Annotated in this window: 31 protein-coding genes; 27 read left to right on the top strand and 4 right to left on the bottom strand. The window is 63.0% G+C overall.

Going from position 1 to position 25,163, the window contains the following annotated elements; genetic code table 11:
- Positions 1 to 135 precede the first annotated feature (135 nt).
- The 9 genes from ACE3OO_RS08785 to ACE3OO_RS08825 all read left to right on the top strand — a co-directional run bounded on the left by ACE3OO_RS08785 (position 136) and on the right by ACE3OO_RS08825 (position 9,147).
- Complete coding sequence (locus ACE3OO_RS08785; RefSeq protein ID WP_374301856.1) at positions 136 to 876, top strand: isoprenylcysteine carboxylmethyltransferase family protein; 741 nt, start codon at positions 136 to 138, stop codon at positions 874 to 876.
- A gap of 11 nt (positions 877 to 887) precedes the next feature.
- Entirely contained in the window at positions 888 to 1,736 is an 849-nt protein-coding gene (locus tag ACE3OO_RS08790) for an alpha/beta fold hydrolase (protein ID WP_374301858.1), read from the top strand.
- A 151-nt stretch (positions 1,737 to 1,887) separates the two neighbouring features.
- A complete protein-coding gene (gene otsB / locus ACE3OO_RS08795) occupies positions 1,888 to 2,661 on the top strand; it encodes a trehalose-phosphatase (protein ID WP_374301860.1) in 774 nt (257 codons plus the stop codon).
- A complete protein-coding gene (locus ACE3OO_RS08800) occupies positions 2,658 to 4,460 on the top strand; it encodes a glycoside hydrolase family 15 protein (RefSeq protein WP_374301862.1) in 1,803 nt (600 codons plus the stop codon). Before otsB ends, ACE3OO_RS08800 begins: the two co-directional genes overlap by 4 nt.
- Complete coding sequence (gene otsA / locus ACE3OO_RS08805) at positions 4,445 to 5,812, top strand: alpha,alpha-trehalose-phosphate synthase (UDP-forming) (RefSeq protein ID WP_374301864.1); 1,368 nt, start codon at positions 4,445 to 4,447, stop codon at positions 5,810 to 5,812. Before ACE3OO_RS08800 ends, otsA begins: the two co-directional genes overlap by 16 nt.
- A 31-nt stretch (positions 5,813 to 5,843) precedes the next feature.
- On the top strand, positions 5,844 to 6,689 hold the full coding sequence (locus tag ACE3OO_RS08810; RefSeq protein ID WP_374301866.1) for a serine hydrolase domain-containing protein: 846 nt from the start codon (positions 5,844 to 5,846) through the stop codon (positions 6,687 to 6,689).
- Positions 6,690 to 6,779: 90 nt separating this feature from the next.
- Positions 6,780 to 7,700, top strand: a complete 921-nt coding sequence (locus ACE3OO_RS08815) for a GNAT family N-acetyltransferase (protein ID WP_374301868.1) — start codon at positions 6,780 to 6,782, stop codon at positions 7,698 to 7,700.
- The gene (locus ACE3OO_RS08820; RefSeq protein WP_374301870.1) at positions 7,697 to 8,584 is read left to right on the top strand and encodes a DMT family transporter; all 888 of its coding nucleotides are present in this window, start codon (positions 7,697 to 7,699) and stop codon (positions 8,582 to 8,584) included. The genes ACE3OO_RS08815 and ACE3OO_RS08820 overlap by 4 nt, the downstream gene beginning before the upstream one ends.
- 8 nt (positions 8,585 to 8,592) lie before the next feature.
- A complete protein-coding gene (locus ACE3OO_RS08825; RefSeq protein WP_374301872.1) occupies positions 8,593 to 9,147 on the top strand; it encodes an NADPH-dependent FMN reductase in 555 nt (184 codons plus the stop codon).
- A gap of 115 nt (positions 9,148 to 9,262) precedes the next feature.
- Here the strand turns inward: ACE3OO_RS08825 and ACE3OO_RS08830 are convergent, their stop codons facing one another.
- Positions 9,263 to 9,580 (bottom strand): DUF1476 domain-containing protein, encoded by a 318-nt coding sequence (locus tag ACE3OO_RS08830; RefSeq protein ID WP_374301874.1) that lies wholly within the window; start codon positions 9,578 to 9,580, stop codon positions 9,263 to 9,265.
- Positions 9,581 to 9,813: 233 nt separating this feature from the next.
- Here ACE3OO_RS08830 and purC point away from each other — a divergent pair, with 233 nt between their 5' ends.
- The 9 genes from purC to ACE3OO_RS08875 all read left to right on the top strand — a co-directional run bounded on the left by purC (position 9,814) and on the right by ACE3OO_RS08875 (position 16,463).
- Entirely contained in the window at positions 9,814 to 10,578 is a 765-nt protein-coding gene (purC, locus tag ACE3OO_RS08835) for a phosphoribosylaminoimidazolesuccinocarboxamide synthase (RefSeq protein WP_374301876.1), read from the top strand.
- Positions 10,579 to 10,675: 97 nt separating this feature from the next.
- Complete coding sequence (purS, locus tag ACE3OO_RS08840) at positions 10,676 to 10,930, top strand: phosphoribosylformylglycinamidine synthase subunit PurS (RefSeq protein WP_374301878.1); 255 nt, start codon at positions 10,676 to 10,678, stop codon at positions 10,928 to 10,930.
- 6 nt (positions 10,931 to 10,936) lie between these two features.
- Entirely contained in the window at positions 10,937 to 11,632 is a 696-nt protein-coding gene (gene purQ / locus ACE3OO_RS08845) for a phosphoribosylformylglycinamidine synthase subunit PurQ (RefSeq protein ID WP_374301880.1), read from the top strand.
- A 38-nt stretch (positions 11,633 to 11,670) separates the two neighbouring features.
- Complete coding sequence (gene purL / locus ACE3OO_RS08850; protein ID WP_374304677.1) at positions 11,671 to 13,827, top strand: phosphoribosylformylglycinamidine synthase subunit PurL; 2,157 nt, start codon at positions 11,671 to 11,673, stop codon at positions 13,825 to 13,827.
- A gap of 29 nt (positions 13,828 to 13,856) precedes the next feature.
- The gene (locus tag ACE3OO_RS08855) at positions 13,857 to 14,087 is read left to right on the top strand and encodes a BolA family protein (protein WP_374301882.1); all 231 of its coding nucleotides are present in this window, start codon (positions 13,857 to 13,859) and stop codon (positions 14,085 to 14,087) included.
- A 24-nt stretch (positions 14,088 to 14,111) separates the two neighbouring features.
- On the top strand, positions 14,112 to 14,453 hold the full coding sequence (gene grxD, locus ACE3OO_RS08860; RefSeq protein WP_374301883.1) for a Grx4 family monothiol glutaredoxin: 342 nt from the start codon (positions 14,112 to 14,114) through the stop codon (positions 14,451 to 14,453).
- A gap of 81 nt (positions 14,454 to 14,534) precedes the next feature.
- On the top strand, positions 14,535 to 14,945 hold the full coding sequence (locus ACE3OO_RS08865) for a ketosteroid isomerase-related protein (RefSeq protein ID WP_374301885.1): 411 nt from the start codon (positions 14,535 to 14,537) through the stop codon (positions 14,943 to 14,945).
- Positions 14,942 to 15,562, top strand: a complete 621-nt coding sequence (locus ACE3OO_RS08870) for a GNAT family N-acetyltransferase (RefSeq protein WP_374301887.1) — start codon at positions 14,942 to 14,944, stop codon at positions 15,560 to 15,562. The genes ACE3OO_RS08865 and ACE3OO_RS08870 overlap by 4 nt, the downstream gene beginning before the upstream one ends.
- A gap of 10 nt (positions 15,563 to 15,572) precedes the next feature.
- On the top strand, positions 15,573 to 16,463 hold the full coding sequence (locus tag ACE3OO_RS08875) for a carbon-nitrogen hydrolase family protein (RefSeq protein ID WP_374301889.1): 891 nt from the start codon (positions 15,573 to 15,575) through the stop codon (positions 16,461 to 16,463).
- 3 nt (positions 16,464 to 16,466) lie between these two features.
- Here the strand turns inward: ACE3OO_RS08875 and ACE3OO_RS08880 are convergent, their stop codons facing one another.
- Positions 16,467 to 17,048, bottom strand: coding sequence for a flavodoxin family protein (locus ACE3OO_RS08880; RefSeq protein ID WP_374301891.1), 582 nt, complete (start codon positions 17,046 to 17,048; stop codon positions 16,467 to 16,469).
- Between the two features lie 203 nt (positions 17,049 to 17,251).
- Between ACE3OO_RS08880 and ACE3OO_RS08885 the strand changes: the two genes are divergently transcribed.
- Complete coding sequence (locus tag ACE3OO_RS08885; RefSeq protein ID WP_374301892.1) at positions 17,252 to 17,674, top strand: winged helix-turn-helix transcriptional regulator; 423 nt, start codon at positions 17,252 to 17,254, stop codon at positions 17,672 to 17,674.
- Between the two features lie 102 nt (positions 17,675 to 17,776).
- Here ACE3OO_RS08885 and rpsD read toward each other — a convergent pair whose 3' ends face one another.
- On the bottom strand, positions 17,777 to 18,391 hold the full coding sequence (rpsD, locus tag ACE3OO_RS08890; protein WP_374301894.1) for a 30S ribosomal protein S4: 615 nt from the start codon (positions 18,389 to 18,391) through the stop codon (positions 17,777 to 17,779).
- 609 nt (positions 18,392 to 19,000) lie between these two features.
- Here rpsD and ACE3OO_RS08895 point away from each other — a divergent pair.
- From ACE3OO_RS08895 to hemP, 8 genes are all read left to right on the top strand, one after another.
- Positions 19,001 to 21,103 carry a methyl-accepting chemotaxis protein gene (locus ACE3OO_RS08895; RefSeq protein ID WP_374301896.1) on the top strand — a complete coding sequence of 701 codons (2,103 nt, stop codon included), beginning with the start codon at positions 19,001 to 19,003 and terminating at the stop codon, positions 21,101 to 21,103.
- A gap of 104 nt (positions 21,104 to 21,207) precedes the next feature.
- A complete protein-coding gene (locus ACE3OO_RS08900) occupies positions 21,208 to 21,375 on the top strand; it encodes a hypothetical protein (protein WP_374301898.1) in 168 nt (55 codons plus the stop codon).
- Complete coding sequence (locus tag ACE3OO_RS08905; protein ID WP_374304678.1) at positions 21,375 to 21,806, top strand: EVE domain-containing protein; 432 nt, start codon at positions 21,375 to 21,377, stop codon at positions 21,804 to 21,806. The genes ACE3OO_RS08900 and ACE3OO_RS08905 overlap by 1 nt, the downstream gene beginning before the upstream one ends.
- Before the next feature lie 72 nt (positions 21,807 to 21,878).
- The gene (locus tag ACE3OO_RS08910; protein ID WP_374301900.1) at positions 21,879 to 22,625 is read left to right on the top strand and encodes a creatininase family protein; all 747 of its coding nucleotides are present in this window, start codon (positions 21,879 to 21,881) and stop codon (positions 22,623 to 22,625) included.
- Positions 22,626 to 22,645: 20 nt separating this feature from the next.
- Entirely contained in the window at positions 22,646 to 23,035 is a 390-nt protein-coding gene (locus ACE3OO_RS08915; protein WP_374301901.1) for a nuclear transport factor 2 family protein, read from the top strand.
- A gap of 66 nt (positions 23,036 to 23,101) precedes the next feature.
- Positions 23,102 to 23,809, top strand: coding sequence for a 2OG-Fe(II) oxygenase (locus tag ACE3OO_RS08920; RefSeq protein WP_374301903.1), 708 nt, complete (start codon positions 23,102 to 23,104; stop codon positions 23,807 to 23,809).
- A gap of 130 nt (positions 23,810 to 23,939) precedes the next feature.
- On the top strand, positions 23,940 to 24,161 hold the full coding sequence (locus tag ACE3OO_RS08925) for a hypothetical protein (protein WP_374301904.1): 222 nt from the start codon (positions 23,940 to 23,942) through the stop codon (positions 24,159 to 24,161).
- Positions 24,162 to 24,348: 187 nt separating this feature from the next.
- Entirely contained in the window at positions 24,349 to 24,549 is a 201-nt protein-coding gene (hemP, locus tag ACE3OO_RS08930) for a hemin uptake protein HemP (protein WP_374301906.1), read from the top strand.
- Positions 24,550 to 24,785: 236 nt separating this feature from the next.
- On the opposite strand, the gene ACE3OO_RS08935 is transcribed toward hemP, so the two are convergent.
- Complete coding sequence (locus tag ACE3OO_RS08935; protein WP_374301908.1) at positions 24,786 to 25,145, bottom strand: Rieske (2Fe-2S) protein; 360 nt, start codon at positions 25,143 to 25,145, stop codon at positions 24,786 to 24,788.
- Positions 25,146 to 25,163: the final 18 nt, after the last annotated feature.

A 25,163-nucleotide genomic window follows, 5' to 3' on the forward strand; every position in this document is an offset into this window, starting at 1 on the left:
GCAACGACCCCGGGCGGCGGCCGGTCCAGGCAAGGGCCGTTCACGGGAATGTAATATCAACTATATTGATATTATCAATATTGTTGCTATGTATCGGCGCGTTCCGTCGCCTGCATCTCGCAAAGGAGTCGCCCCATGGCCGGATTGCTGTTTGCCCTGTTTGCCTATCTCGGATTTGGCCTCGCCTGCGTGGCCCTGCTGCTGTTCATCGCCAGCCCGCTCAGCACCGCTCTGGGACTGCCGATTCATATCGACGCCTCGATCTTTCCGCCGGTTTCTCCCTGGCTCGCCGGCGCTCTCAATCTCGGCCTGATCGCCCTGTTCGGCCTGCAGCACAGCGTGATGGCGCGGCCCGGCTTCAAGCAGTGGCTGTCGGCAACCGTGCCGGTGCATCTGCAGCGCGCCGTCTATCTGGTGGCGTCGTCAATCATGGTGGCAGTGCTGATCATGCTTTGGCAGCCGCTGCCGGCCATGGTCTGGCAGGTGCAGGATGGCTTCAATGCCACGCTGATCTGGATGCTCCATGGCTTCGGCTGGCTGCTGCTGGTCGCCGCCACCTTCATGATCAACCATTTCGAACTGTTCGGCCTGGCGCAGCCTTTTCGTCAGTGGCGCAACCTGCCGGTGCCGCATGACGAATTCCGCACATCCTGGCTTTATCGCTACATGCGGCATCCGATTTATACCGGCTGGCTTGTGATCTTCTGGGCCACGCCGCAGATGTCGGTGGGCCATCTGCTCTTCGCCATTGGCATGAGCGCCTATATCGTGGTCGGCATCATCTATGAAGAGCGCGATCTAATCGCAACCTTCGGCGGCCGTTATCGCGATTATCGCCGCCGGGTCCCGGTCCTGATTCCTGGCCTGAAAATCTAGGAGCTGCTGCGATGCCGATGCTGGAAACGGCTGCGGGCCGCTTGTCCTGGTTCGACAATGGCTGTGTCGAAAACAATGCGCCACGCCTGATGCTGCTGCATTCCGGCGCTGCTTCGCACCGGCAGTGGCGACCGCTGATCGCAGCGCTTGGTCCTGGCTGGCATATCGTGGCGCCAGATCTGATCGGTCATGGCGAAACGCCGATGCCCGATCACGGCAGGCCCACGCTGGAGGAAGAAATTGCATTGTTGACCGCGCTGCTTGAGCGTATGGAAGCCCCGGTGCATCTGGTCGGGCATTCCTACGGGGGCGCCATGGCGCTGGAACTCGCGCGCCACCAGCCACGGCGCATCGCCTCTCTGGCCATGTATGAGCCGGTAGCTTTCGGCCTGTTGCGTGATAGCAGCCAGTACGATGCCTGGCATGAAATCGCATTGGTGGCGCAGCGCCATATCGAACTGGTGGCAAATAGCGATGCGCGCGCCGCAGCCGTCGCCTTCCTCGATTACTGGGTTGGGCCCGGCGCCCTGCAAGCGATGCCGGAGCATATGCAAGCCTATGTCGCGAGTTGCATGAGCACGGTGGCGAGCCAATTCCGCGAGCTGTTGCAGGCAGGTGGAACCAGGGCAGCCGGCCTGAAATCCCTGGCCATGCCGGTGCTGCTGCTTTGCGGCAGCGAGACCACACTGGCGATGCGCGGCGTGATTGCCGAACTGCGCCGTCTGCTGTCGGCTGCGCATTATATAAATTTGGCCGGCGCGGCCCATATGGCACCAGTCGTCCAGCCGGACCGGGTCAATTCATATCTGATCGATTTCCTGCAGTCGGTGGCAGGGATGCCGGAGCCGCAGATGGCCTGAAATGCATGAATGTTCCCCTCATGATCCGCCCTGTCCGTACCAAAGCGCGGAACCGGGGTTGTAATCCGGCGTTCGGCTTCTAAATCTTCTTGGAAATCCGAGAAAATATTTTCTGTTTTCATCACCCGATTTCCGGGGGCCGTTCGTTTTGATGACCGAACCGTTTTTCACCGGCAACGGCGTGCCGGCATTGCCGCCATTGCCGCAAACTGACTGGGCGCTGTTTCTCGATATCGACGGCACACTGCTCGATATCGCCGAGGCGCCTGATCGCGTGGTGGTGCCGTCCGGCCTGCGCGACCACCTTCGCATCGCAAACATTCGGCTCGACGGCGCGATCGCGCTGGTGTCTGGCCGTGCATTGGACAGTGTCGACCGTCTGTTCGAGCCGTTGCGGCTTGCCGCGGCGGGCCAGCATGGCAGCGAATGGCGGCCTACGTCGCAGGCGGATATCCGTCCGGTCGCATCAGCGCCGCTGCCCGAGGCCCTGCACAATATGGCGGCGGATTTTGCTGCCCAACATCCCGGCATCCTGATCGAACGCAAGAGCCATGCGCTGGCCATCCATTATCGCCAGGCGCCGGCCAGGGGGGCCGAACTCGGCGCGCGGCTGGCCGAATTGCTGGAAGATTATCCTGGCTTGATGCTCTTGCCCGGTCGCGATGTCTGGGAGGTGAAGGATGCCGCCCTGTCAAAGGGCTCGGCGGTGAGCCTCTTTCTGGATCAGCCGGCCTTTGCCGGCCGGCGACCGGTTTTCATCGGCGATGACCGTACGGACGAAGACGGCTTCCGCGTTGTGGAACGTGCGGGCGGTTTGGCTTTGCCGGTGGGGGCTTTGGCCCGGTCCTGGCCCGGGCGGGCCTGTTTTGCCGATGCCGATGCGGTGCGCGGCTGGCTCGCGGCCTTTGCGGAGCGCAGGACATGACAGAACCCAAAACTCTTGATCTGGGCGTGATCGGCAATTGCGTGGTGGCCGCCCTGATCGATCGCAATGGTCGCATCGTATGGCATTGCGCGCCACGACTGGATGGCGACCCCGTCTTTTGCGACCTGCTGCAGCCCAAATTTCCCGATGCTGGCGTTTTTGCCATCGAGCTGCGCGATCTCAAGCAGAAGACGCAGCAGTATATCGACAATACCGCAGTTCTGGTCACCACATTGACCGACGAACAGGGCGGCAGCATCCGCGTCACCGATTTCTGTCCGCGTTTCAAGCAGCATGACCGCATCTATCGTCCGGCCATGCTGATCCGCCGTATCGAACCTCTGAGTGGCACGCCGGTCGTGCGCATTCGCGTGCGTCCGCTGTTCGACTATGGCGCCACACAACCAAGCCGCACCCTGGGCAGCAATCACATTCGATTTACGGTGCCGGGCGCAGCCCTGCGGCTGACCACCGATGCGCCGATCGCCTATATCGATGCCGAAAGCGAATTCGTACTGACCGGCCCGGTGACGCTGATCTTCGGTCCCGATGAAAGCTTTACCGCTTCGATCACCCATATGGCGCGCGAATTCCAGGAGCGTACGGTCGAATACTGGGTCGAATGGGTGCGTTACCTGTCGGTGCCGTTCGAATGGCAGGAGGCGGTGATCCGGGCGGCCATCACCCTGAAACTCTGCGCGGCCGAGGAGACTGGCGGCATCCTGGCCGCTCTTACCACCTCGATCCCCGAAGCCGCCAACACGCCGCGCAACTGGGATTACCGTTTCTGCTGGTTGCGCGATGCCTATTTCACCGTGCAGGCGCTGAACCGTCTGGGCGCGACCAAAACGATGGAGGATTTTCTCCGCTATATCACGACGGTTGTGGCACTCCATCCCGACGCCGAATTACAGCCGGTCTATGCGCTCAATCCATCGGGCAGCCTGGAGGAGCGCAATGTTCCGGGCCTGCAGGGTTATCGCGGTATGGGGCCGGTGCGGCTCGGCAATGCCGCCTTCGCCCAGCGTCAGAACGATACCTATGGCTCCATCGTGCTGGCGGTGGCGCAGATGTTTTTCGACCGCCGCCTGCCGCGCCGCGGCGAGGTCGCCCTGTTCGAACAGCTCGAAGGGCTGGGCGAAAAAGCCGCCGCACTGGCGCTCACGCCCGATGCCGGATTGTGGGAATTCCGCGGCCGTGCCCGGGTGCATACCCATTCGGCGGCGATGTGCTGGGCGGCCTGCCGGCGGCTGTCCAAGATTGCCGGCGTGCTGGGACTGGATGCCCGTGCGAGCTACTGGGCTGACCATGCCCAGCGTATCCGCAAGGCGATCTTGGAACAGGCCTGGAACACGGAACTGAACAGCTTCGTCGAGAGTTTTAACGGTAGGGACCTCGATGCGTCGCTATTGCTGTTGCAAGAAATCGGTTTCGTCGCGGCTGACGATCCGCGTTTCCTCGGCACGCTGGATGCCATCGGGCGGGTGCTCCGTCGTGGCAATCATTTGATGCGCTATGTGGCACCGGATGATTTCGGGGCGCCACACAACGCCTTTTCGATTTGTACCTTCTGGTACGTCGATGCATTGGCCGCCGTGGGACGTCGCGAGGAAGCACGGGAAATATTCGAAGGTCTTCTGGCGGCACGCAACCATCTTGGCCTGCTGTCGGAAGATATCGATACAGCCACAGGTGAGTTATGGGGAAACTTCCCACAGACCTACTCGATGGTTGGCTTGATCGTCTGCGCCATGCGTCTGTCAAAGACATGGGAGGAAGCGTTTTGGCGCGGCTCGTAGTGGTTTCCAACCGCGTGGCGATGCCGCGCGAACGTCTCAGCCGGGCCGGCGGCCTGGCCGTGGCTTTGCGTGAGGCATTGCAGGCACATGGCGGCTTGTGGTTTGGCTGGAGCGGTGAGGTGAGCGAACAATCATCCACCAAACCACGTCACGCCCGTCAGGGTCGCGTCGATTATGCCGTGCTGGACCTGTCGCCCGACGAGCACCGCCAGTTCTATCTGGAATTCGCCAACGCCACGCTATGGCCGCTTTGCCATTACCGGCTTGGCCTGATCAATTTCAACCGCGCCAGTTGGGAAGGCTATCTGTCCGTCAATGCCCGCTTCGCCGATGCGCTGGTGCCGTTGTTGAAACCAGACGACGTGATCTGGATTCATGATTATCATTTTATCCCGCTGGCTGCCGAGTTGCGCCGGCGTGGCGTGCAGAATCGCATCGGGTTTTTCCTGCATATCCCCTTCCCGGCACCCGAAGTACTGGCCGCACTGCCTGGGCACGAGCGGCTGATACGCGACCTGTGTGCCTATGACCTGATCGGGTTCCAGACGGCCGGCGATCTGCGTGCCTTGACCGAATATATCCTGCATGAAGCGCAGGGCAGCGTAAGCGACGATGGTCGCATTTCCGCCTACGGCCGTCAGCTGCGTGTCGGCGCCTTTCCAATCGGCATCGATACCGAAGGATTCGTTCGTCTTGCCAAAATCGGCGCCAGCAGCCCGGAAACCTCGCGCCTGAGCGAAAGCCTGGCGGGCCGAAATCTGGTGATCGGAGTTGACCGGTTGGATTATTCCAAGGGAATCCCGCAGCGCTTCGAAGCCTTTCATCATCTGCTCGGGTCTTGGCCGCAGCATCGCGGCAAGGTCACCTTCATGCAGATCGCCCCAATCTCGCGCGGCGAGGTCGCGCAGTATCGCAAGCTGCGCAATGAACTGGACGGGCTTACCGGCCGCATCAACGGCAAATTCGCCGAATTCGACTGGGTACCGGTGCGCTATCTCAACAAGGCCTTCTCGCGCGAGACGCTGTCGGGATTCTACCGCCACGCCAAGGTCGGTTTCGTCACGCCGCTGCGCGATGGCATGAACCTGGTGGCCAAGGAATATGTTGCCTCGCAGGACCCTGACGATCCCGGTGTTCTGGTGCTCTCGCGCTTTGCTGGCGCGGCACGCGAGATGCATGGTGCGCTGATCGTCAATCCCTATGATACCGAAGCGCTGGCCGAAGCGCTCGACCGCGCACTGACCATGCCGCTGGATGAACGCCGCTCGCGCTGGGAAACGATGATGGCCGTGCTGCGGACCAACACCATCACCCATTGGCGCGAAAATTTCCTCAGCCACCTCAGGGCCTGACGGCGCCCGCCGCGCCGGTTATGCTGACGGCATGGACATGATTCTTGCCAGCAGCCTTTCGTCTCCGCCGGACTCATCTGCCGTGCCGTGGTGGAGTTTCACCAAAACCGCAATCGCTACCGCCGCCCTCGCCCTGGTGCGTGACGGTTTGCTCCATCTCGACGACGCCCAGCCCGATGCACCCTATACATTGCGGCATCTGCTGCAGCATCGGTCCGGCCTGCCCGATTACGGCGGCCTGGCGGAATATCTGGCTGCCGTGGAGCGCGGCGACGAACCGTGGCCTGCCGCCGATCTGCTGATGCGATGCGAGGCCACGCGGCTGCGTTATCCGCCGGGCGAAGGCTGGGGCTATTCCAATATCGGTTATTGGCATCTGGCGCAGATTGTCGCCCATGCCGCGGGCGAGCCGTTGGGCATGGCACTGGATCGGCTGGTGTTCAGGCCATTGGGCATCGATGGCGTGCGTCTGGCGCAGACCCGCGCCGATCTCGCCGGCCTGCCGGGTATCGTCGAAGGCTATCATCCGGGTTGGGTCTATCACGGTCTGCTGATCGGGCCGCTTCATGCCGCCGTACTGCTGTTGCATGGCCTGCTGACCGGCGACTTGCTGCCGCCCGATCTGTTGCGAGCGATGCGAAAGCCGCATTGGCTGGGGGGTCCAGTCACTGACCGGCCCTGGCTGGCGCCGGGTTATGGTCTGGGCCTGATGTGTGGCGAAGCCGCAACCGGCCTGCATGTGGAGGGCCATAGTGGCGGCGGGCCGGGCAGCGTGGTGGCCGTCTATCACCGTCCTGCCGAGGGTATCACGGCGGCGGGATTTTCACCCGGCACCGATATGGCCGCGTTGGAGGCGGCGGTTTTCCGATATACTTGACTCAGTCAAGTAATTTGCCGAGACTGGCCGGGCCAAGTTTGAGGAAACGCCATGGCCGTTAAATCCGCCCGTCCGCCGCGGGCTGCCCTTATGCAGCAGGTTGAGCGCATGCGGCAGTTCAACCGATTCTACACCCACAAGATCGGCGTGCTGGAAGACGGCAAACTCTATGCCCCCTTCTCGCTGGCTGAAACCCGCGTGCTTTACGAGCTGGCGCATCGCGACCGCGTCACGGCCAGCGACCTGGTACGCGATTTGGGCCTGGATGCCGGTTATCTCAGCCGCATGCTGGGGCGTTTCACCAAGCAGGGCATGGTGACGCGCGAGCCGGCCAAGGACGATGCGCGGCAAAATCTGCTGCAAATCACGCCGAAAGGCCGCAGGACCATGGCGCCCCTGGAAGCGGCCTCCAACCGCGTACTGGAACCGCTGTTGGCGCGGCTGTCACCGGCCGAACGAACGCGCCTGGGCGCGGCGATGGACGAGATCGAAAGCCTGCTCGGCGGCGCCGCCAGCGCAAAGCCTGCGAAACCCAAGGTCATCCTGCGGCCGCATCGGCCCGGCGATATTGGCTGGATGGTGCAGCGTCATGCCGAACTTTATAGCGAGGAATATGGCTGGGACGACAGTTTCGAGGCCCTGGCTGCCGAAGTTGGTGCGCAATTCCTGCGTGACTTTGATCCCACCTGCGAGCGAGCCTGGATTGCCGAGCTGAACGGCGAACGGGTCGGCAGCGTTTTCCTGATCCGCAAAAATAAAACGGTAGCCAAGCTGCGCGTATTGATCGTCGATCCCAAGGCGCGTGGCCTGGGAGTGGGCAAGGCGCTGGTGGCGGAGTGCATCCGTTTCGCACGGAAGGTGGGCTACAAGAAGATTACGCTTTGGACCAACAGCGTGCTGACAGCGGCGCGTGGAATTTATGAAAAGGCCGGCTTCAAGCTGGTAGCCAGCGAAAAGCATCGTAGCTTCGGCAAGGATCTGGTCGGCGAGACCTGGGATCTGAAACTGTGAAGCCTTCTTGGCCTATTCTGGCGGCCGCCAGTGTCGGTATCCAGGTCGGCGCCGCCATGGTGGCGACGCGGTTCGTGGTGGGCGAGAGCGGGCCGGCCACGCTGGCGATGTTCCGCTATGCCATCGGCGCGCTTTGCCTGCTGCCGGTGTTATGGTGGCAGAAACAGCCGATGCAGTTTGCCCGGCGCGATATCCTGCCCATTGCCGGCCTTGGCATCGTACAATTCGGCTTGCTGATCGCCTTATTGAATTTTGGCCTGTCATTGATCCCGGCGGCGCGTGCCGCCTTGCTGTTCGCCAGTTTTCCGCTGCTCACCATGATCGTGGCGGCACCGCTGGGTCGTGAAAAACTCACCTTGAACAAAAGCATCGGCGTGCTGCTCACCATTCTGGGTGTGGCGCTGGCGCTGGGTGAGCGATTGCTTGATCCCGCCGGTGGAACCGGGCTTCTCGGCGAGTTTGCCGTGCTGCTCGCTGCGCTTTGCGGCGCCATCTGCTCCGTGCTGTACCGACCTTATCTGCAACGGTATCCGACCCTGCCCATGGGTGCTTTCGCCATGCTGGCCAGTGTGGCGTTCCTGCTGCTGCTCAGCATTCCTGAAGGCCTATTCGCCGGCTGGCAGGGTTACAGCGCGCAAGGCTGGGCGGCAGTGCTGTTCATCGGCATTTCCAGCGGCATCTTCTACGCCGTCTGGCTCTGGGCCCTGCGCCATGCCTCGCCGACGCGGGTAACGATCTTTCTGGGCCTGAGTCCGGTAGCGGCCGGTCTGTTCGGCGCGCTGTTTCTGGCCGAGCCGCTCACGCTGCCTTTACTGGCGGGGCTGGCCGTATTGCTGCTAGGGCTTTGGCTGGCAACCCGGCCCGATGCCCCTGCAGAACGATAAGATGGTCGATGAAGATACTGGCGATTTCAGGCAGCCTGCGCGCCGCTTCCACCAACATGGCCCTGTTGCGCGCCGCCTGCCGCCTCGCGCCGCCCGGCATGATTGTCTCGCTCTATGACGGTCTCGGCCATCTGCCGATTTTCAATCCCGATGACGATATTGAGCCGGGAATTCCGGCAGTGGAGGATTTCCGGCGCCGGCTGCGCCAAAGTGATGGCGTGCTGGTGGCCTGCCCTGAATATGCCCATGGCGTGCCTGGCGGCTTGAAGAACGCGCTGGACTGGATCGTGGCCAGCGGTGAACTCGTCGACAAACCGATGGCGCTGTTCCATGCCTCGGCGCGCAGCGATATCAGCCGCCAGGCCCTGGCCGAAATCCTCGTGACGATGTCGGCGCGGCTTATCCGCGAAGCGACAGTCACCGTGCCGCTGCTCGGCCGCAATGTCGGCGAGATGGATGACATTCTGATCCAGCCCGGCGTGGAGGCGGATATCCGCGCAGCGCTTGTCGGCTTTGCAACGGCTGTTGGGGCCATGCGCCAGACTGTCGCCGTGGCCGGCTAGGTTAACACGCAAAAGGCGTGTCTCACCCGAGTGGACAACTTTTGCGATGCGTCAGCCCAAAACCGTACTGCCCGGCTGACAATCCTCGCCGTCTTTTATTTGTAAAATCAGATATTTAGCCGGCGACCTGCTTCTTGGCGACTTCCAGCAGCTCGGCCAGCTTGGCATGCAGCCGGTGATCGGAAATCTCGACATTCTTGGCCTTCAGGTCGGCCTGCACCTTGCGGATCACATCGGCGTCGCCGGCTTCCTCGAAATCGGCGGCCACGACGTCCTTGGCATAGGCTTCGGCCTTGTCGCCGGTCAGGCCGATCTGCTCGGCCACCCACAGGCCCAGCAGCTTGTTGCGCCGCGCGGTCGCCTTGAAAGCGAGCTCCTCGTCATGGGCATGCTTCTTCTCGAAGGCATCCTTGCGGTCGTCGAAGGTGGTCATCCGGGCCTCGTTATCATGCGGTCTGGCGTGCCCGTTATATAGGAGAGCGGCGGGGCGTGCCGCAAGGGTCGGCGGCTGCGGCATTTTGCGGCGGAAAACCGCCCTTCTGCCCCGGCCGCCCGGTGGAATTTCCGGCGCTATTCTGCCGCCGGCCGATTGCGGCAGCGATCCCCTTGCGCTATTCAAGGGCCGAGCAAATCCCCCCGCTTCCCCTAACAGATTACGGGTGTGCCATGACGCGCCGCAGACAGGTCTATGAGGGCAAGGCAAAGGTCCTGTTTGAGGGGCCGGAGCCGGGCACTCTGGTGCAGTATTTCAAGGACGACGCGACCGCGTTCAACAACAAGAAAAAAGGCACCATCACCGGCAAGGGGGTGCTGAATAACCGCATCTCCGAATACCTGATGACACGGCTGGGCGAGGTCGGCATCCCGACCCATTTCGTGCGCCGCCTGAACATGCGCGAGCAGCTGATCAAGGAAGTCGAGATCATCCCGCTCGAGGTGGTGGTGCGCAATGTCGCCGCCGGTTCGCTGGCGACCCGGCTGGGCGTCGCCGAGGGCACCAACCTGCCGCGCTCCATCGTCGAATTCTATTACAAGAACGACGAACTGGGCGATCCGCTGGTTTCGGAAGAACACATCACCTGCTTCGGCTGGGCCACGCCGCAGGAGATCGACGAGATCATGCATCTCGCGCTCCGTATCAACGACTTCCTGTCGGGCCTGTTCCTCGGCATCGGCATCCGCCTGGTCGACTTCAAGCTGGAATTCGGCCGCTGGTGGCAGAATGACGAGATGCGCATCATCCTGGCCGACGAGATCAGCCCGGATTCGGCGCGCCTGTGGGACCTGAAGACCAACGAGAAGATGGACAAGGACCGCTTCCGCCGCGATCTCGGCAATGTCGCCGAGGCCTACCAGGAAGTGGCGCGGCGCCTGGGCATCCTGCCCGAAGGCGGCCCGCGCGACATCAAGGGTCCGGACACCATGCAGTAAGAGGCGCGATACAGGCGCCGTGAGAATACCGCGGCGGCCCTGCTAGAGGCCGCCGCAGCTTTTTGAGCCGCAGTTTTTGAGAAGGACACAGAATTCCATGAAAGCCCGCGTCCATGTCAGCCTGAAGAACGGCGTGCTCGATCCCCAGGGCAAGGCGATCGGCCAGGCCCTGCATTCGCTCGGGTTCAGCGATGTCGCCGAGGTGCGCCAGGGCAAGCTGATCGAGCTGGAGCTTTCCGGCGCGCTGGCTGCCAAGCCGAAGGCCGAGATCGAAGCCGCGGTGAAGGACATGGCGCAGAAGCTGCTGGCCAACACGGTGATCGAGAATTACTCGGTCGAACTGCTGGGCTGACGCCAGATGAAAGCTGCCCTCATCACCTTCCCCGGTTCCAACCGCGAGCGCGACATGCGTCTGGCGCTGACCAAGGTCAACAATGGCAAGCCGCCGATTGACGTATGGCATGGTGACAGTGCGCTGCCCGAAGGCCTCGACCTGATCGTGCTGCCCGGCGGTTTCTCCTATGGTGATTACCTGCGCTGCGGCGCCATGGCGGCGCATTCGCCGATCATGCGCGAGGTGAAGAAGCGTGCCGAGAGTGGCGTGCGCGTGCTGGCAGTCTGCAACGGCTTCCAGATCGCCTGCGAAGCGGGCCTGCTGCCCGGCACGCTGATGACCAATGCCAGCCTGAAATTCATCTGCAGGGAAGTGAACCTGCGGGTCGAGACCACGGCCAGCGAGTTCACGAAGAAATATCGCAAGGGCCAGACCATCCGTGTGCCAGTGGCCCATCACGACGGCAACTACACCGCCGGTGCCGACATGGTGAAGCGGCTGGAAGACAACGACCAGATCGCCTTCCGCTATGCCGATCCGCTCGGCACCGTGTCGCCCGAAACCAATCTCAACGGTTCGGTCGGCAACATCGCCGGCATCTACAACGCCAAGAAGACCGTGCTGGGCCTGATGCCGCATCCGGAAGACGCCACCGATCCTGTCTGCGGTGGCATGGATGGGTATGGTCTGTTTGAGAGCATCGCGGAGAGCCTGTCGTGAGTGACGTTAAGAAGGCCGTGCAGTATCCCAACGACCTGATGGGCCTGACGCGCGACGAATACGACCGCGTGCTGGAGATCATGGGCCGCGAGCCCAACCAGGTGGAACTCGGCATCTTCTCGGTGATGTGGTCGGAGCATTGCTCCTACAAGTCGTCGAAGAAGTGGCTCAAGACCCTGCCAACCAAGGCGCCGTGGGTGATCCAGGGTCCGGGCGAGAATGCCGGCGTGATCGATATCGGCGACGGCCTGGCCGCCATCTTCAAGATGGAAAGCCACAACCACCCCTCCTTCATCGAGCCCTACCAGGGCGCGGCCACCGGCGTGGGCGGCATCCTGCGCGACGTCTTCACCATGGGCGCGCGCCCCGTCGCCAATCTCAACGCGCTGCGTTTCGGTGCGCCGGATCATCCCAAGACCCGCCATCTGGTGTCGGGCGTGGTGCATGGCATCGGCGGCTATGGCAACTGCGTCGGCGTGCCCACCGTGGCCGGCGAGGTCAACTTCCATCCCAGCTACAACGGCAACATCCTGGTCAATGCCATGACCGTGGGCCTGGCGAAGACCGACAAGATTTTCTATTCGGCCGCCGCCGGTCTGGGCAATCCGGTCGTCTATGTCGGCTCCAAGACCGGGCGCGACGGCATCCACGGCGCCTCGATGGCCTCGGCCGAATTCACCGATGATTCGGAAGAGAAGCGTCCCACCGTGCAGGTCGGCGACCCCTTCACCGAAAAGCTGCTGATCGAGGCCTGCCTCGAGCTGATGAACACCGACACCATCGTCGCCATCCAGGACATGGGCGCGGCGGGCCTCACATCGTCGTCCTTCGAGATGGCCTCCAAGGGCGGCATGGGCATCGAGATCGATCTCGACAAGGTGCCCGCCCGCGAAACCGGCATGACGCCGTTCGAATTCATGCTCTCCGAAAGCCAGGAGCGCATGCTGATCATCCTCAAGCCGGGCTCGGAAGCCCAGGCCGAGGCGATCTTCCGCAAATGGGAACTCGATTTCGCCGTGATCGGGCACCTGACCGATACCGGCCGCATGGTGCTGCGCTTCAATGGCAAGCAGGTCGGCGACCTGCCGATCGATCCGCTGGCCCAGGCCTCGCCGGAATATGATCGCCCCTGGGTGAAAACGCCGTCGCAGAAACCGCTGGGCCGCGTCAACCATCCGCTGCCCTTCGTGGAGGCACTCGGCAAGCTGGTCGGCATGCCCGACATGTGTTCGCGCCGCTGGATCTGGGAACAGTACGATTATCTCGTGCGCGGCGACACGGCGCAGGTCCCTGGTGGCGATGCCGCGGTAGTGCGCGTGGAAGACCATCCGAAGAAGGCGCTGGCGATGAGCGTGGACTGCACGCCGCGCTACGTCTTCGCCGATCCGGTCGAAGGCGGCAAGCAGGCAGTGGCCGAAACCTGGCGCAACATCACCGCCGTGGGCGCGCGGCCGCTGGCGATCACCGACAACATGAATTTCGGCAACCCCGAACGGCCCGAGATCATGGGGCAGTTCGTCGGCGCCGTGGAGGGCATCCGCGAGGCCTGCCTGGCGCTGGATTATCCGGTCGTCTCGGGCAACGTGTCGCTCTACAACGAGACCAATGGCAAGGGCATCCTGCCCACGCCGGCCATCGGCGGGGTCGGCGTGCTCGATGACGTGGCGCAGATGGCGACGCTGGCTTTCAAGCTGCCGGGTGAAGCCATCCTGCTGGTCGGCAACACTCGCGGCCATCTCGGCCAGTCGGTCTACCTGCGCGACATCTGCGGCCAGGAAGCCGGTCCGCCGCCTTCGGTGGACCTGCAGGCCGAAAGGAAAAATGGCGATGCCGTGCGGACGCTGATCGCCAAGGGCATGGTCTCGGCCGTGCACGATTGTTCCGATGGTGGTCTGGCTGTGGCTTTGGCGGAAATGGCCATGGCATCCGGGATCGGCGCCGAGGTGGCGCTGCCCGACGGCGATGCCTTCGAGATGGGCTTCGGCGAGGACCAGGCCCGTTACGTGCTGACCTGCCCGGCCGCCAGGGCGGAAGCCGTGATTGCCGCCCTGGAGGCGGCCGGGGTGCCGGTGCGGAAGCTGGGCCTGACCGGCGGGGACGCGTTGACCTTTGCCGGACTCGGTACCATATCGGTGCAGGCGCTGAAATCGGCCCATGAGGGCTGGATGCCGCGCTACATGGCCGGCGAATTGTAAGATTTTCAAGGACCAGGGGAATCCCGACGATGGCGATGGATGCCAGCGAGATCGAGAAGATGATCAAGGAAGCGCTGCCCGACGCCCAGGTGCGTATCGACGACCTGCGCGGCGACGGCGACCATTACGCCGCCACGGTGATTTCGGCCGCTTTCGCCGGCAAGAGCCGGGTGCAGCAGCACCAGATGGTCTACGCCGCGCTGAAGGGCCGCATGGGTGGTCAATTGCATGCGCTGGCCCTCACCACGCAAACGCCTTAACACGAGCTGCAGGGGACATTCGCCATGAGCGAGAAAGAACAGACATTCGAACGCATCCGCGAGGAACTGGCCGGCAACGATGTCGTGCTGTTCATGAAGGGCACGCCGGTCTTTCCGCAATGCGGATTCTCGGCGACCGTCGTACAGGTGCTCTCGCGGCTTGGCCTGAAATTCAAGGGCGTCGACATCCTGGCCGATCCGGCGATCCGCACCCACCTGAAGGAATTCTCCGACTGGCCGACCTTCCCGCAGCTTTACGTGAAGGGCGAGTTCGTCGGTGGCTGCGACATCGTGCGCGAGATGTACCAGAATGGCGAGCTGCAGGATTTCCTGAAGCAGAAGGGTGTCGCCTATCAGGAGGCGTAAGGGCCGCCTTCGCCCGTCCTATGGCAATCACGGGCGCGGACAGTTATGCTGTCCGCGCCCTTTTCTTTTGCTGAGCGTGCCATGCCCAATACCGATGCCGAAGCCCTGATCCAGGCCTATTACGAGGCCTTCAACGCCAAGGATGTCGAGGGTTTCCTGGGTCTGCTTACCGACGATGTGGTGCATGACGTGAACCAGGGTGGCCGCGAAGTAGGCAAGGCCGCTTTCCGCGCGTTTCTCGAGCGCATGAACCGCTGCTACGAGGAAAAAATCGTCGATCTCTTCGTCATGACGAATGCGGATGGCACGCGTGCCGCCGCCGAGTTCACCGTACTGGGCGTGTATCTGGAAAGCGATGAGGGCCTGCCGCCTGCGGAAGGCCAGCGTTACAGCCTGCCGGCTGGTGCCTTCTTCGAGATCCGCGACGGCAAGGTGGCGCGCATTTCCAACACCTACAATCTCAATGACTGGATCCGGCAGGTCGGCGGATGAGCAGCGCCGGCGGCGCCATCCGTGTTGTCCGTTTCACGGGCGAGCAGATGCGCGCCCGGCTGGATGATCTGGCGCGGCTGCGCATCGAGGTGTTCCGCGCCTGGCCTTATCTGTACGAAGGCTCGCTGGATTACGAGCGCGGCTATATCACGCGGTATGCCCGGGCGCGAACCGGCACCATTGTCGTGGCACTGGATGGCGCCGGAAACGAAGCCCGCGTGGTCGGCGCCTCCACCGCCCTGGCATTGGACGAGGAAGCCGATTACGTGCGCGCGCCGTTTGTGCAGGCGGGCATGGATACGGCGCAGATCTTCTATTTCGGCGAATCCGTGCTGCTGCCGCAATATCGCGGTCATGGCATCGGCGTGAAATTCTTCGCGGAACGCGAAGCGGCAGCGCGCGGCTTCGGCTATCCGCTCTGTTGCTTCTGCGCCGTGCAGCGGCCCGAGAATCATCCGATGAAGCCGGCCGATTACGTGCCGCTGGACGCCTTCTGGGACAAGCGCGGCTATGTCAAACGGCCCGATCTGGTCGCCAGTTTTTCCTGGCGCGATATCGGCGATGTGGCCGAGACATCCAAGCCGATGGTCTACTGGATGAAGGACCTGCGGGCATGAGAATAGCCAGATGAAGATTGCCTGCGCGCAATATCCCATCGGACAATTCGCCGCGCTGGAAGACTGGCAGGCCAATGCTGCAGCATGGCTAGGACAAGCCACTGAAGCCGGGGCGCAGCTGCTGCTGTTTCCTGAATATGGGGGCATGGAACTGGCATCCCTGCTGCCCCAGGCTACGCAGCGCGACCTCATCGGTCAGATCGCGGCGATGCAGCATTATCACGATGCCTTCGTTGAGACCTATGCTTCGCTGGCGCGGCAATATGGCGTGTTCGTCGTCGCACCCAGCCTGCCGGTCAAGCAGGGCGATGGCTTCATCAACCGGGCCTATGTCTTCAGCCCCCATGGTGCGATGGGTTTCCAGGACAAACGACAGATGACGCGCTTCGAGCGCGAGGAATGGATCATCCAGGGCGGCGCCGGGCTGAAAATATTCGAGGCAAAGATTGGCGGCGAGACAATCCGTTTTGGCATCAACATCTGCTACGATATTGAATTCCCGCTGATCGCCCATGCCCAGGCCGTCGCCGGTGCCGACCTGGTTCTGGCGCCCAGCTGCACGGATACGCTGGCGGGTGCCAACCGCGTGCTGGTCGGTGCCCGTGCCCGTGCGCTGGAAAACCAGATCTATGTTGCCGTCGCGCCCACGGTGGGCAATGCCGCGTGGTCGCCTGCAGTGGATGTGAATGTCGGCTGGGCCGGCGTGTTCGCCACGCCGGATCGCGGCCTGCCCGATGATGGCGTGATCGTGCAGGGCGAACTCAATCGCCCCGGCTGGATTTACGCCGATCTTGATTTCGGTCTGCTGCGCCGCGCGCGCGACAATGCGCAGGTCTTCATCCGCCGCGACTGGGACGGCCAGATGCAGCCGTCCCTTGCCGTTGCGGTGGAAACGCTCTGAGGCTTACGCATCCACCAGCTCGCGCGCCGGCTTGTAGGCTTTCGCCGTTTCGGCCACGCGCTGGCCCAGATATTTAGCCGTTTCCAGGTCGCTGGCGATCGGACCATGTTCGGGGCCCTGGTCGGCATTCGACTGCGCCATGGCGCCGAGGAAGCTGCCCAGGCGGTTGAGGTCGTTCACGCTGCCCTTGGAATTGTTGTTGCCCGGCATCAGGCCGAGGCTCACCCAGATCATGCCGTGCTGGGCAGCGAAGACCGAGATCTGCATCAGCGTGTTCAGCTTGTCGCCCGACTGCGAAGCCGAGTTGGTGAAGCCGGCGGCCAGCTTGCCGTTCCACTGGCCCCAGACTTTCGAGGTGCTGTCCATCCAGGTTTTGAACGGGCCCGAGACGCTGCCCATATAGGTTGGCGAGCCGAACACGATGGCATCAGCGGCATTCAGCTCGGCGATGCGGGCCTCAGCCTCGGCTACGGGGATCAGCACGGGCTTGGCGCCGGCGACACGGGCGATGCCATCGGCGACGGCTTCGGCCTGTCGTTGGGTGTGGCCGTAGCCGGAATGATAGACAATGGCGACCTTGGTCATTGGATAAACCCCTGTTCTATATGGAAAATAAAGATTACCTAAAACAATCTAGTTACTTTAGGTAATTGCAAATATGCAGCCTTGATTTCTTTAGTAAAGTAGGTACTTAAAAGTAACCTTTGTTCTCTCGCCAGAGTGTAGCCGCCGTCACGTCCCCGCCGTGCCTGTGGGGTCTGCTGCGGTTCCCCGCAAGGATTATGCTGATGTCCGCCATGCCCGATTCAGTCGCCCCCCTGCCCGCCAAATCGACGACAGCCAAGTCTGCCGCCGCGCTGCCGGATACAAAATTCGCCTGTCCGGTCGATGCCGTGCTGCGACTTTTGATGGGGCCATGGACCACCTACATCCTCTATGTGCTGCGCAACCAGGGGCCACGCCGCTTCGGCGAGCTGAAGCGCGAGATCAACGGCATCTCGGCCAAGGTGCTGACCGAGCGGCTGCGTATGTTGGAGGAGGCGCGGCTGGTGCATCGTGATTATCGCGCCACCATTCCGCCCCAGGTGACGTACTCGCTGGCACCGCGCGGCGAGGAGCTCAATCCGATGCTCGACATGCTGCACGATGTTGCGCTGCGCTGGCGCCGGGAAGACACACCGCAATCTGCACCGCACCAGGCGGCGGAATAACAGACCGCAGGTAATCCGTCCGGTCTTGCGACACATCGATGCGCAACAAAAAAGGCCGCTCTGACGAGCGGCCTTTGGTGTTCGGTATGAACCGTCGGATGATTAGCGCGAGTAATACTCGACGACCATGTTCGGTTCCATCTTGACCGGATAGGGCACATCGGCCAGCAGCGGCACACGGGTAAAGGTGGCCTTCAGCTTGCCCTGGTCCATGTCGATATAGTCGGGCACTTCACGCTCGCTCGACTTCACGGCTTCCAGCACGAAGGGATAATCCTTCGCGGCACCACGCACCTCGATCACGTCGCCGACCTTCACCTGATAGCTGGGGATGGTGACGCGCTTGCCGTTGACCGAGATATGGCCGTGGTTGATGAACTGACGGGCGGCGAACACGGTCGCCACTACTTTCATGCGGTAGACCACCGCATCCAGACGGCGCTCGAGCAGGCCGATCAGGTTCTCCGAGGTGTCGCCACGGCGACGGTTCGCTTCCGCATAGGCGCGGCGGAACTGCTTCTCGGTGATGTTGCCGTAATAGCCCTTCAGGCGCTGCTTGGCCATGAGCTGCACGCCGTAATCCGACGGCTTCTTGCGCTTCTGGCCATGCTGGCCGGGGCCGTATTCGCGCTTGTTCAGCGGGCTCTTGGCGCGGCCCCAGAGGTTTTCGCCGAGGCGGCGGTTAATCTTGTACTTGGATTCCTGACGCTTGGTCATTCTTCAGTCCTGAATTCGGCGCATGAGGGGAAGGCAGCCACGACGACCCGTTCATGCAAGGAATGCCGATCCCCCCGGTGAGGAGCCGGGGAGGGCGCGCGCATCATAGGGATGAACGGCCCCCCGTCAAGCTTGCTTTGTCCGGCACGGCCTGGCGTTTCCCGGCGTGTTCACGGTTTTCCGTCCAATAGATGCGGGGATGGCCTGCCGATTTCTGCTTCATTACTGAAAAGAAGCAATCCCAAGGTCTCGAATACTATATTTCTACTTATAGTATAATTTGAAGGATAGCTAAGCCAGCTTGCGCCGGTCTGGGGCAACCTATACTACTTGAGTACTCGCTCCGGCCACGGAGCAGCGTTGGGGGCATAAGCTGGGGGCAAAAATCCACGGCGTTCAGGCAAATACCGCCCGCCCGGCAAAGCGGCGGCGCGCGGTCTTGTGCGGCTTTCAAACAGGCCGCCGCGCCGGCTGTCGGCCGATGGCAAGTAATTCCCAAGACGAAATCAGAAAAAACAGCCAGAAAAACAGGTGATGCCAATGTATAGCCGGACTATTACGCCCGCTGCCGACGGCCGGGCTGCACGGTTTTTCCCGCAGGTCTGACTCATGCGCAACCTGAGCATCTCGCTGCGCATCTCCGCGGCTTTCGGCCTGATCCTTGCCCTGTTGCTGGCCGTTGCCGGCCTGGCTTATCAGAATGTGCGCTTTCTGGAGCGCGCCCAGCAGGAAACCGCGCATAGTTTCCGCCTGCTCGATGCCCTTGCCGGCCTGGCCCAGGCGATGTCGGACCAGGAAACCGCGGTGCGCGGTTTCGCTCTTTCGGAAAACGAAAGCCATCTCGACACCGTCAATACCGGCCGCGATGCCAGCGCCCGCCTGCTGGAACAGTTGAAAGAGCTGATCGCCGGCAATGCCGAACAGGAAGAACGTCTGACCCAGGTGACCGCCCGGATTGTCGACTGGCAACTCAAATTCGCCGAAACGGCGGTCACCCGGTTGAAGGATGAAGCTCGCCGCGAACAGGCCTTGCGCACCCTGCGTTCGCCGCTCAGCAAGGGCCAGATGGATGAAATCCGTCAGGTGCTGGGCGAAATGCGCGATGCCGAGCGCAGTGATCTCGCGCAGCGCAACCAAGCGCAGGATCTGGCCTTCCTGCGGCTGGTGGAAATTTCCGCCATTGGCCTTGCCGTATTGCTGTTGGTGATTGTGGTCGCCGTCTTGATGGTCCGTCGCAGCGTGGTGCGACCGGTGCAGGACATGACGTCGGCCATGCGTCGCCTGGCCGATGGCGATCTGTCGGTTGATGTGACCGGCGCCGATCATCGCGACGAAGTCGGTGAGATGGCTCGTGCGTTGCAGGTGTTCAAGGACGGCATGGTGGCCCGCCGCGACGCCGAGGCCGAGATCGCCCATCAACGCGAGCAATCCGAGCAGCGTCGTCTGGCGCGTGAGGCACAGGAACAGGCGGCGGCGCGCGAGATTGCCGATCTGGTGGGCGCCGTGGCGGCCGGCGATGTGGCACGCCGGTTGTCGGAAGATGGCAAGGATGGCCTCTATCTCGCCATCGCCCAGGGCATCAACCGCCTGACGGCGGCGGTGGAGGGCATGATCGGCGAACTCGGCACCGTGCTGGGCGCCATGGCCGACGGCCGGCTGGATCGCCGGATCACTGGCGATTACGACGGTGCTTTCCGCCGCCTGAAAGACGACACCAACACAATGGCCGAACGCCTGTCGGGGATTGTCATGCGGCTCAGCCAGACGGCCGGGCAGGTGCGGTCGGCGTCCAACGAGATTTCGGCCGGCAGCCAGGATCTGGCCAGCCGCACGGAATCCCAGGCGGCATCGATTGAGGAAACCGCCGCCTCGATGCACGAAGTGACGGCGACGGTGAAGCAGAATGCCGACAATGCCCAGGCCGCCAACCAGCTCGCCACGGCGGCGCGTGACACCGCCGATCGTGGCGGCAGCGTGGTACAGGAGGCCGTGCAGGCCGTGACCCAGATCGAGCAGAGCGCGCAGAAGATTTCCGACATTGTCGGCCTGATCGACGAGATCGCCTTCCAGACCAACCTGCTGGCGCTGAATGCCAGCGTGGAGGCGGCGCGGGCCGGCGAGGCCGGCAAGGGTTTCGCCGTGGTGGCGCAGGAAGTGCGCGCCCTGGCGCAGCGTTCGGCCAACGCGTCGAAAGACATCAAGGCGCTGATCGCGGAATCGAATACCCAGGTGAAAACCGGCGCGGCCCTGGTCAACCGTACCGGCCAGTCGCTGACCGAGATCGTCACCGCGATCAAGAAGGTGTCGGATATCGTCGCCGAAATCGCGGCGGCCTCGCGCGAGCAGGCCACCGGGCTGGAGCAGATCAACACCGCCGTCGCCGGCATGGACGAAATGACCCAGCGCAACGCGGCGCTGGTGGAGCAGACCACGGCGGCGGCCCAGGCGCTGAACGGCCAGGCGGGCGAATTGGCCGATGCGGTCGGCTTCTTCCAGACCGGACAATCGGCGCCGAAAGCCGCGCCGGCTTCGGCACCGGTCGTGGCCGCGCCAGCCATACCTGTTGTCGCCAAGCCGGCCCCCAGGCCCGAGCAGAAGGCTGAAGCGAAGCCTGCTCCGAAACCGGTGCCCAAACCGGTACTGAAGCGCCCGGCCGCTGCCGCCGTCGCCGTCGCCGTGGCGGACGATGAGGATGACTGGAAGGAATTCTAGCAGCCTCCCGTTTGCATAAGCCCGCTCTGCCGGGCCGAGGCTGCTGCCATTTTCTGGCAGGGGTGTCGTCTATGCTGGCTCCGTCGCAACCACAGGGGCCAGCCGTGCAGGATGCCGTTTTCACTCTTCTCTATGCCCGGAATCCGCCGGCCGCAGCGGCTTTCTATGCCGCCATCCTGCAACCGCCGACCGCCATGGATTTTGGCTACACCTTCCTGGCCGCCGATCCGGATGGCCACCGCCTGCGGGTCTTCGCGCCGGGGGTGGCGTGATGCGCCGGCACTGGATCGGCGTCGCCTCGGCCGAGCATGTCGCGCGCGGCCGCGCCGAGGGCTTCATGCAGGTCTGTCACGGCAAGGGCGGGCCGTTGCGCCGCATCGCGCCAGGCGACTGCGTGGCCTATTACTCGCCGACCGGTCATTTCCGGGGCGGCGACCGGCTGCAGGCATTCACGGCCATCGGCGTCGTGCGGCCTGGCACGCCGTATCAGTATGACATGGGCGGCGGGTTTCATCCCTTCCGGCGCGATGTCGCATGGCTCGGGGTGGATCGCGAAGCGCCGATCCAGCCCCTGCTGGAATGCCTGGACTTCACCGCCGGCAGGCGCAACTGGGGCTACGCCTTCCGTTTCGGCCTGCTTGAGATCAGCGAAGCCGACATGCGGGTGATCGCCGTTGCCATGAAGGCGGCGCTGCCGGCCTGACGGTGCGGCTGGACTTTTTGTCCTGCTGCCCTTCTATTGCGAGTCCGGATCATTTCATCGCACGGACTTGTCATGCTGCTGCATCTGAGCACCTGGAAAGAGGTCGAGGATTATCTCAAACGCTCGACCGGGATCATCATCCCGATCGGCTCGACCGAACAGCATGGCCCCAATGGCCTGATCGGCACCGATGCGATCTGCGCCGAGGTGCTGGCCAAGGCCGTCGGCCAGGCGGCCGGTGCGCTGGTCGGCCCCACCATCAATGTCGGCATGGCCCAGCATCATCTGGGATTTCCCGGCTCGATGACGCTGCGGCCCTCCACGCTGATCGCGGTGATCCGCGACATGGTGGTCTCGCTCAGCCGGCATGGCTTCGACCGCTTCTTTTTTCTCAACGGCCATGGCGGCAATGTTGCCACCGCCACGGCGGCCTTTTCGGAAATCTATGCCGAGGCCAGCATGGCTCATGCTGGCAATAATGCACCCAGTCTGCGCTGCACGATCAAGAACTGGTGGGAGGCACCGGCTGCCAAGCGCCTGTCGGGCGAATTGTTTCCTGGCGAGGAAGGCGCCCATGCCACGCCGTCGGAGGTTTCGCTCACCTTCCACGCCTATCCCGAAGCCGTGAAACAGGCCGAGATGAGCCCGCGCACTGCACCCTGGGGCAGTTTCACCGATGCTGCCGATTATCGCAGTCGTTTCCCCGATGGCCGTATCGGCTCCAACCCGGCGCTGGCAACGAAAGAGCATGGCAAGACCATCATGGACGCCGTGGTCCCTGAATTGGCCGACAGCTACCGCAGCTTCATCGCCGCCTGAAACCGCCCTGACGCCGTTCCATGAGCAAGGCGATCCTGAACGACTATTACGCCGCCCTGCGCGACGGCGATTTCGATGCCCTGGCGCGGATCGTGGCGCCCGATGTGGTGGTGCGTTATTTCGGCCCGCCCGGCCTGCTGCCGTGGGTTGGCGTGCATGAGGGCTTCGAGGCTTATCGCCGTTTCCTGAGCCTGGTGCGCGACGCGCTGGAAATCATCGAGGTGGTGCAGGAAGCGGTGATCGCCGAAGGCGAATGGGTGGTGGTGCTGGGCCGCGGCCGCTGGCGCGCGAAGGCGACGGGGCGCGACATCGCGGTGAACATGACCAACGCCTTCCGTTTTCATGGCGGTCGCGTCGCCGAATACCGCGTCTATACCGATACCGCCGCTTTTGCCGCTGCCCTGAAATAAGCGTGCACCTGAAGCAAGCGCAATAAACGGGAAGTGGCCGGCCGGCGGCGACGGTATAGTGCCGTCATGACCGACATCCTTTCCCGTATCACCTCCCTCGACTGGCCCGCCCTGCAGGCCGCGCTGGACGAGCGCGGTTTTGCCGTCACGCCGCCCCTGCTGTCAGATAAACAATGCCGCGATCTGGTCACGCTGTACGACCGGCCGGAGGGTTTCCGCAGCCGCGTGGTGATGCAGCGTCATGGGTATGGTCAGGGCGAATACCGCTATTTCCAATATCCGCTGCCCGAACCCGTGCAGGCTTTACGCGAGGGCCTGTATCCCCATCTGGTGCCGCTGGCCAACGATTGGCAGCAGCGTATGGGCCTGCCGATGCGCTTCCCGGCCCGGCATGACGACTACAAGGCGCTCTGTCATGCCGCCGGCCAGGCGCGGGCGACCTGCCTGCTCCTGAAATACGGTCCGGGCGATTACAATCGTCTGCACCAGGACCTCTACGGCGAGATGGTGTTTCCGCTGCAGGCCACGCTGCTGCTCAGCGATCGTGGCGATTTCGAGGGCGGTGACTTCGTGCTGGTGGAGAACAAACCGCGCAGCCAGAGTCGGGCCGAGGTGGTTTCGCTGCAGCGCGGCATGACGGTGATTTTCGCGGTGAACCGGCGCCCCATGCGCGGTCCGCGAGGCGACTACCGCGTCGCCCTGCGCCACGGCGTCAGCACATTGCGGCGCGGTACCCGCCATACGCTGGGCGTCATTTTCCACGATGCCGGCTGAGTTACTGCGTGCTGTGACAGCGCTCACGTCATGAAAAGACCGCAATCTCGTCACACCCTCTGCACGCTTGCCCCGCTAAGATGAGCGCCATACCTCACTTACAGTTGGCGTTGAGTGAAAGGAGAGGGCGATGCAGGAGAGGCACGAGACGACCACCACCGTCATGACGGTGACGACGGGCAAGCAGGTCTGCTGGCTTGGCCGCGAGCCGGCTCTCAGCGACATGCTGGCCGATCCGATCACCCAGATGCTGATGCGCCGCGACGGTGTGCAGGAAGGCGAGCTTCGCCGCCTGGTCGCCCGCCTGCAGCAGCGCCGTACAGACGGCCTTGACCAGGCTGTTATCGGCTGACCTGGCGGCGAAAGCCGTCAGGAGAAAAGCCCGCACGGGACAATCATGGCCTGAGCGGGCTTTTTATGGGGCTAAATATGCGACTCATTCTCACTTGCATTCGCAGATGATATTCCGTAGTCTGTCTTTAACACGCCGCTTGCGGGGCTTTGGCCCAGGCTGCGGCGCGACGGGGCAGAGGGTGGTTATGACGGAGCTGAACCAGACGCATCATGCCGGGCGAGCAGAAGCTGAGGCTGGCGATCCACTGCTGGTGCAGAAAGACGGGTTACCACGGCTGTCCAGTCGCGTCCTGTTCCAGGCTGCCCGCGAGATCATCATTGAGCATGATGGCGCCGATTACCGCCTGCGGCTCACCGCCAATGGCAAGCTGATCCTGACCAAGTGACCGGAGGCCAAATGATCAGAGGTAAGAGCATGACCACGCGCACCCCACCGATCAACCTGCTGGGCCAGGCTTTGCTTGGCGTGCTTGAGGCCTGCCGCGACATCCGCGTGATCAGCCGCGCCGGCTGAACGGCCAGACTAAGGAATACACAAAACGGCTGCTGCAGCTCCCTCCCACCCTGCCTGCGGTTGCCGTGCGGCCGGCGATGCTCCCTCAGCATCCCGGCCGCCTTCGTTTCAGGCGGCAATCACCCAGCCCTCGGCATCGAGGCGCACGGCAAAGGGGATCAGGCTCTTGCCCTTGCAGGGGCCGAGGAAGCACTGGCCGCTTTCGGGCGCGAACAATGCACCATGGGTGCCGCATTGCAGGGCCGACATGTCGCGGTTGAAAAACGCATCCGGCCGCCAGTCCAGCGACGTGCGCGCATGCGGGCATTCATTCACATAGCCCAGCACCGCACCCTGCCAGCGCAGCACAAAACATTCGAACCGCTCCTTGCCCGCGCCAAACGTCAGGCCCTTCGCGCCGGGCTCGGGGATCTCGGCCAGCGCGACCAGCCGCGTGCCGGGCGATGGCTGGTTGGGGCGGGTGGTCATGGCACTAGCACCATAACC

The sequence above is a fragment of the Ferrovibrio sp. genome (assembly GCF_041906005.1).
Lineage (GTDB): Bacteria > Pseudomonadota > Alphaproteobacteria > Ferrovibrionales > Ferrovibrionaceae > Ferrovibrio.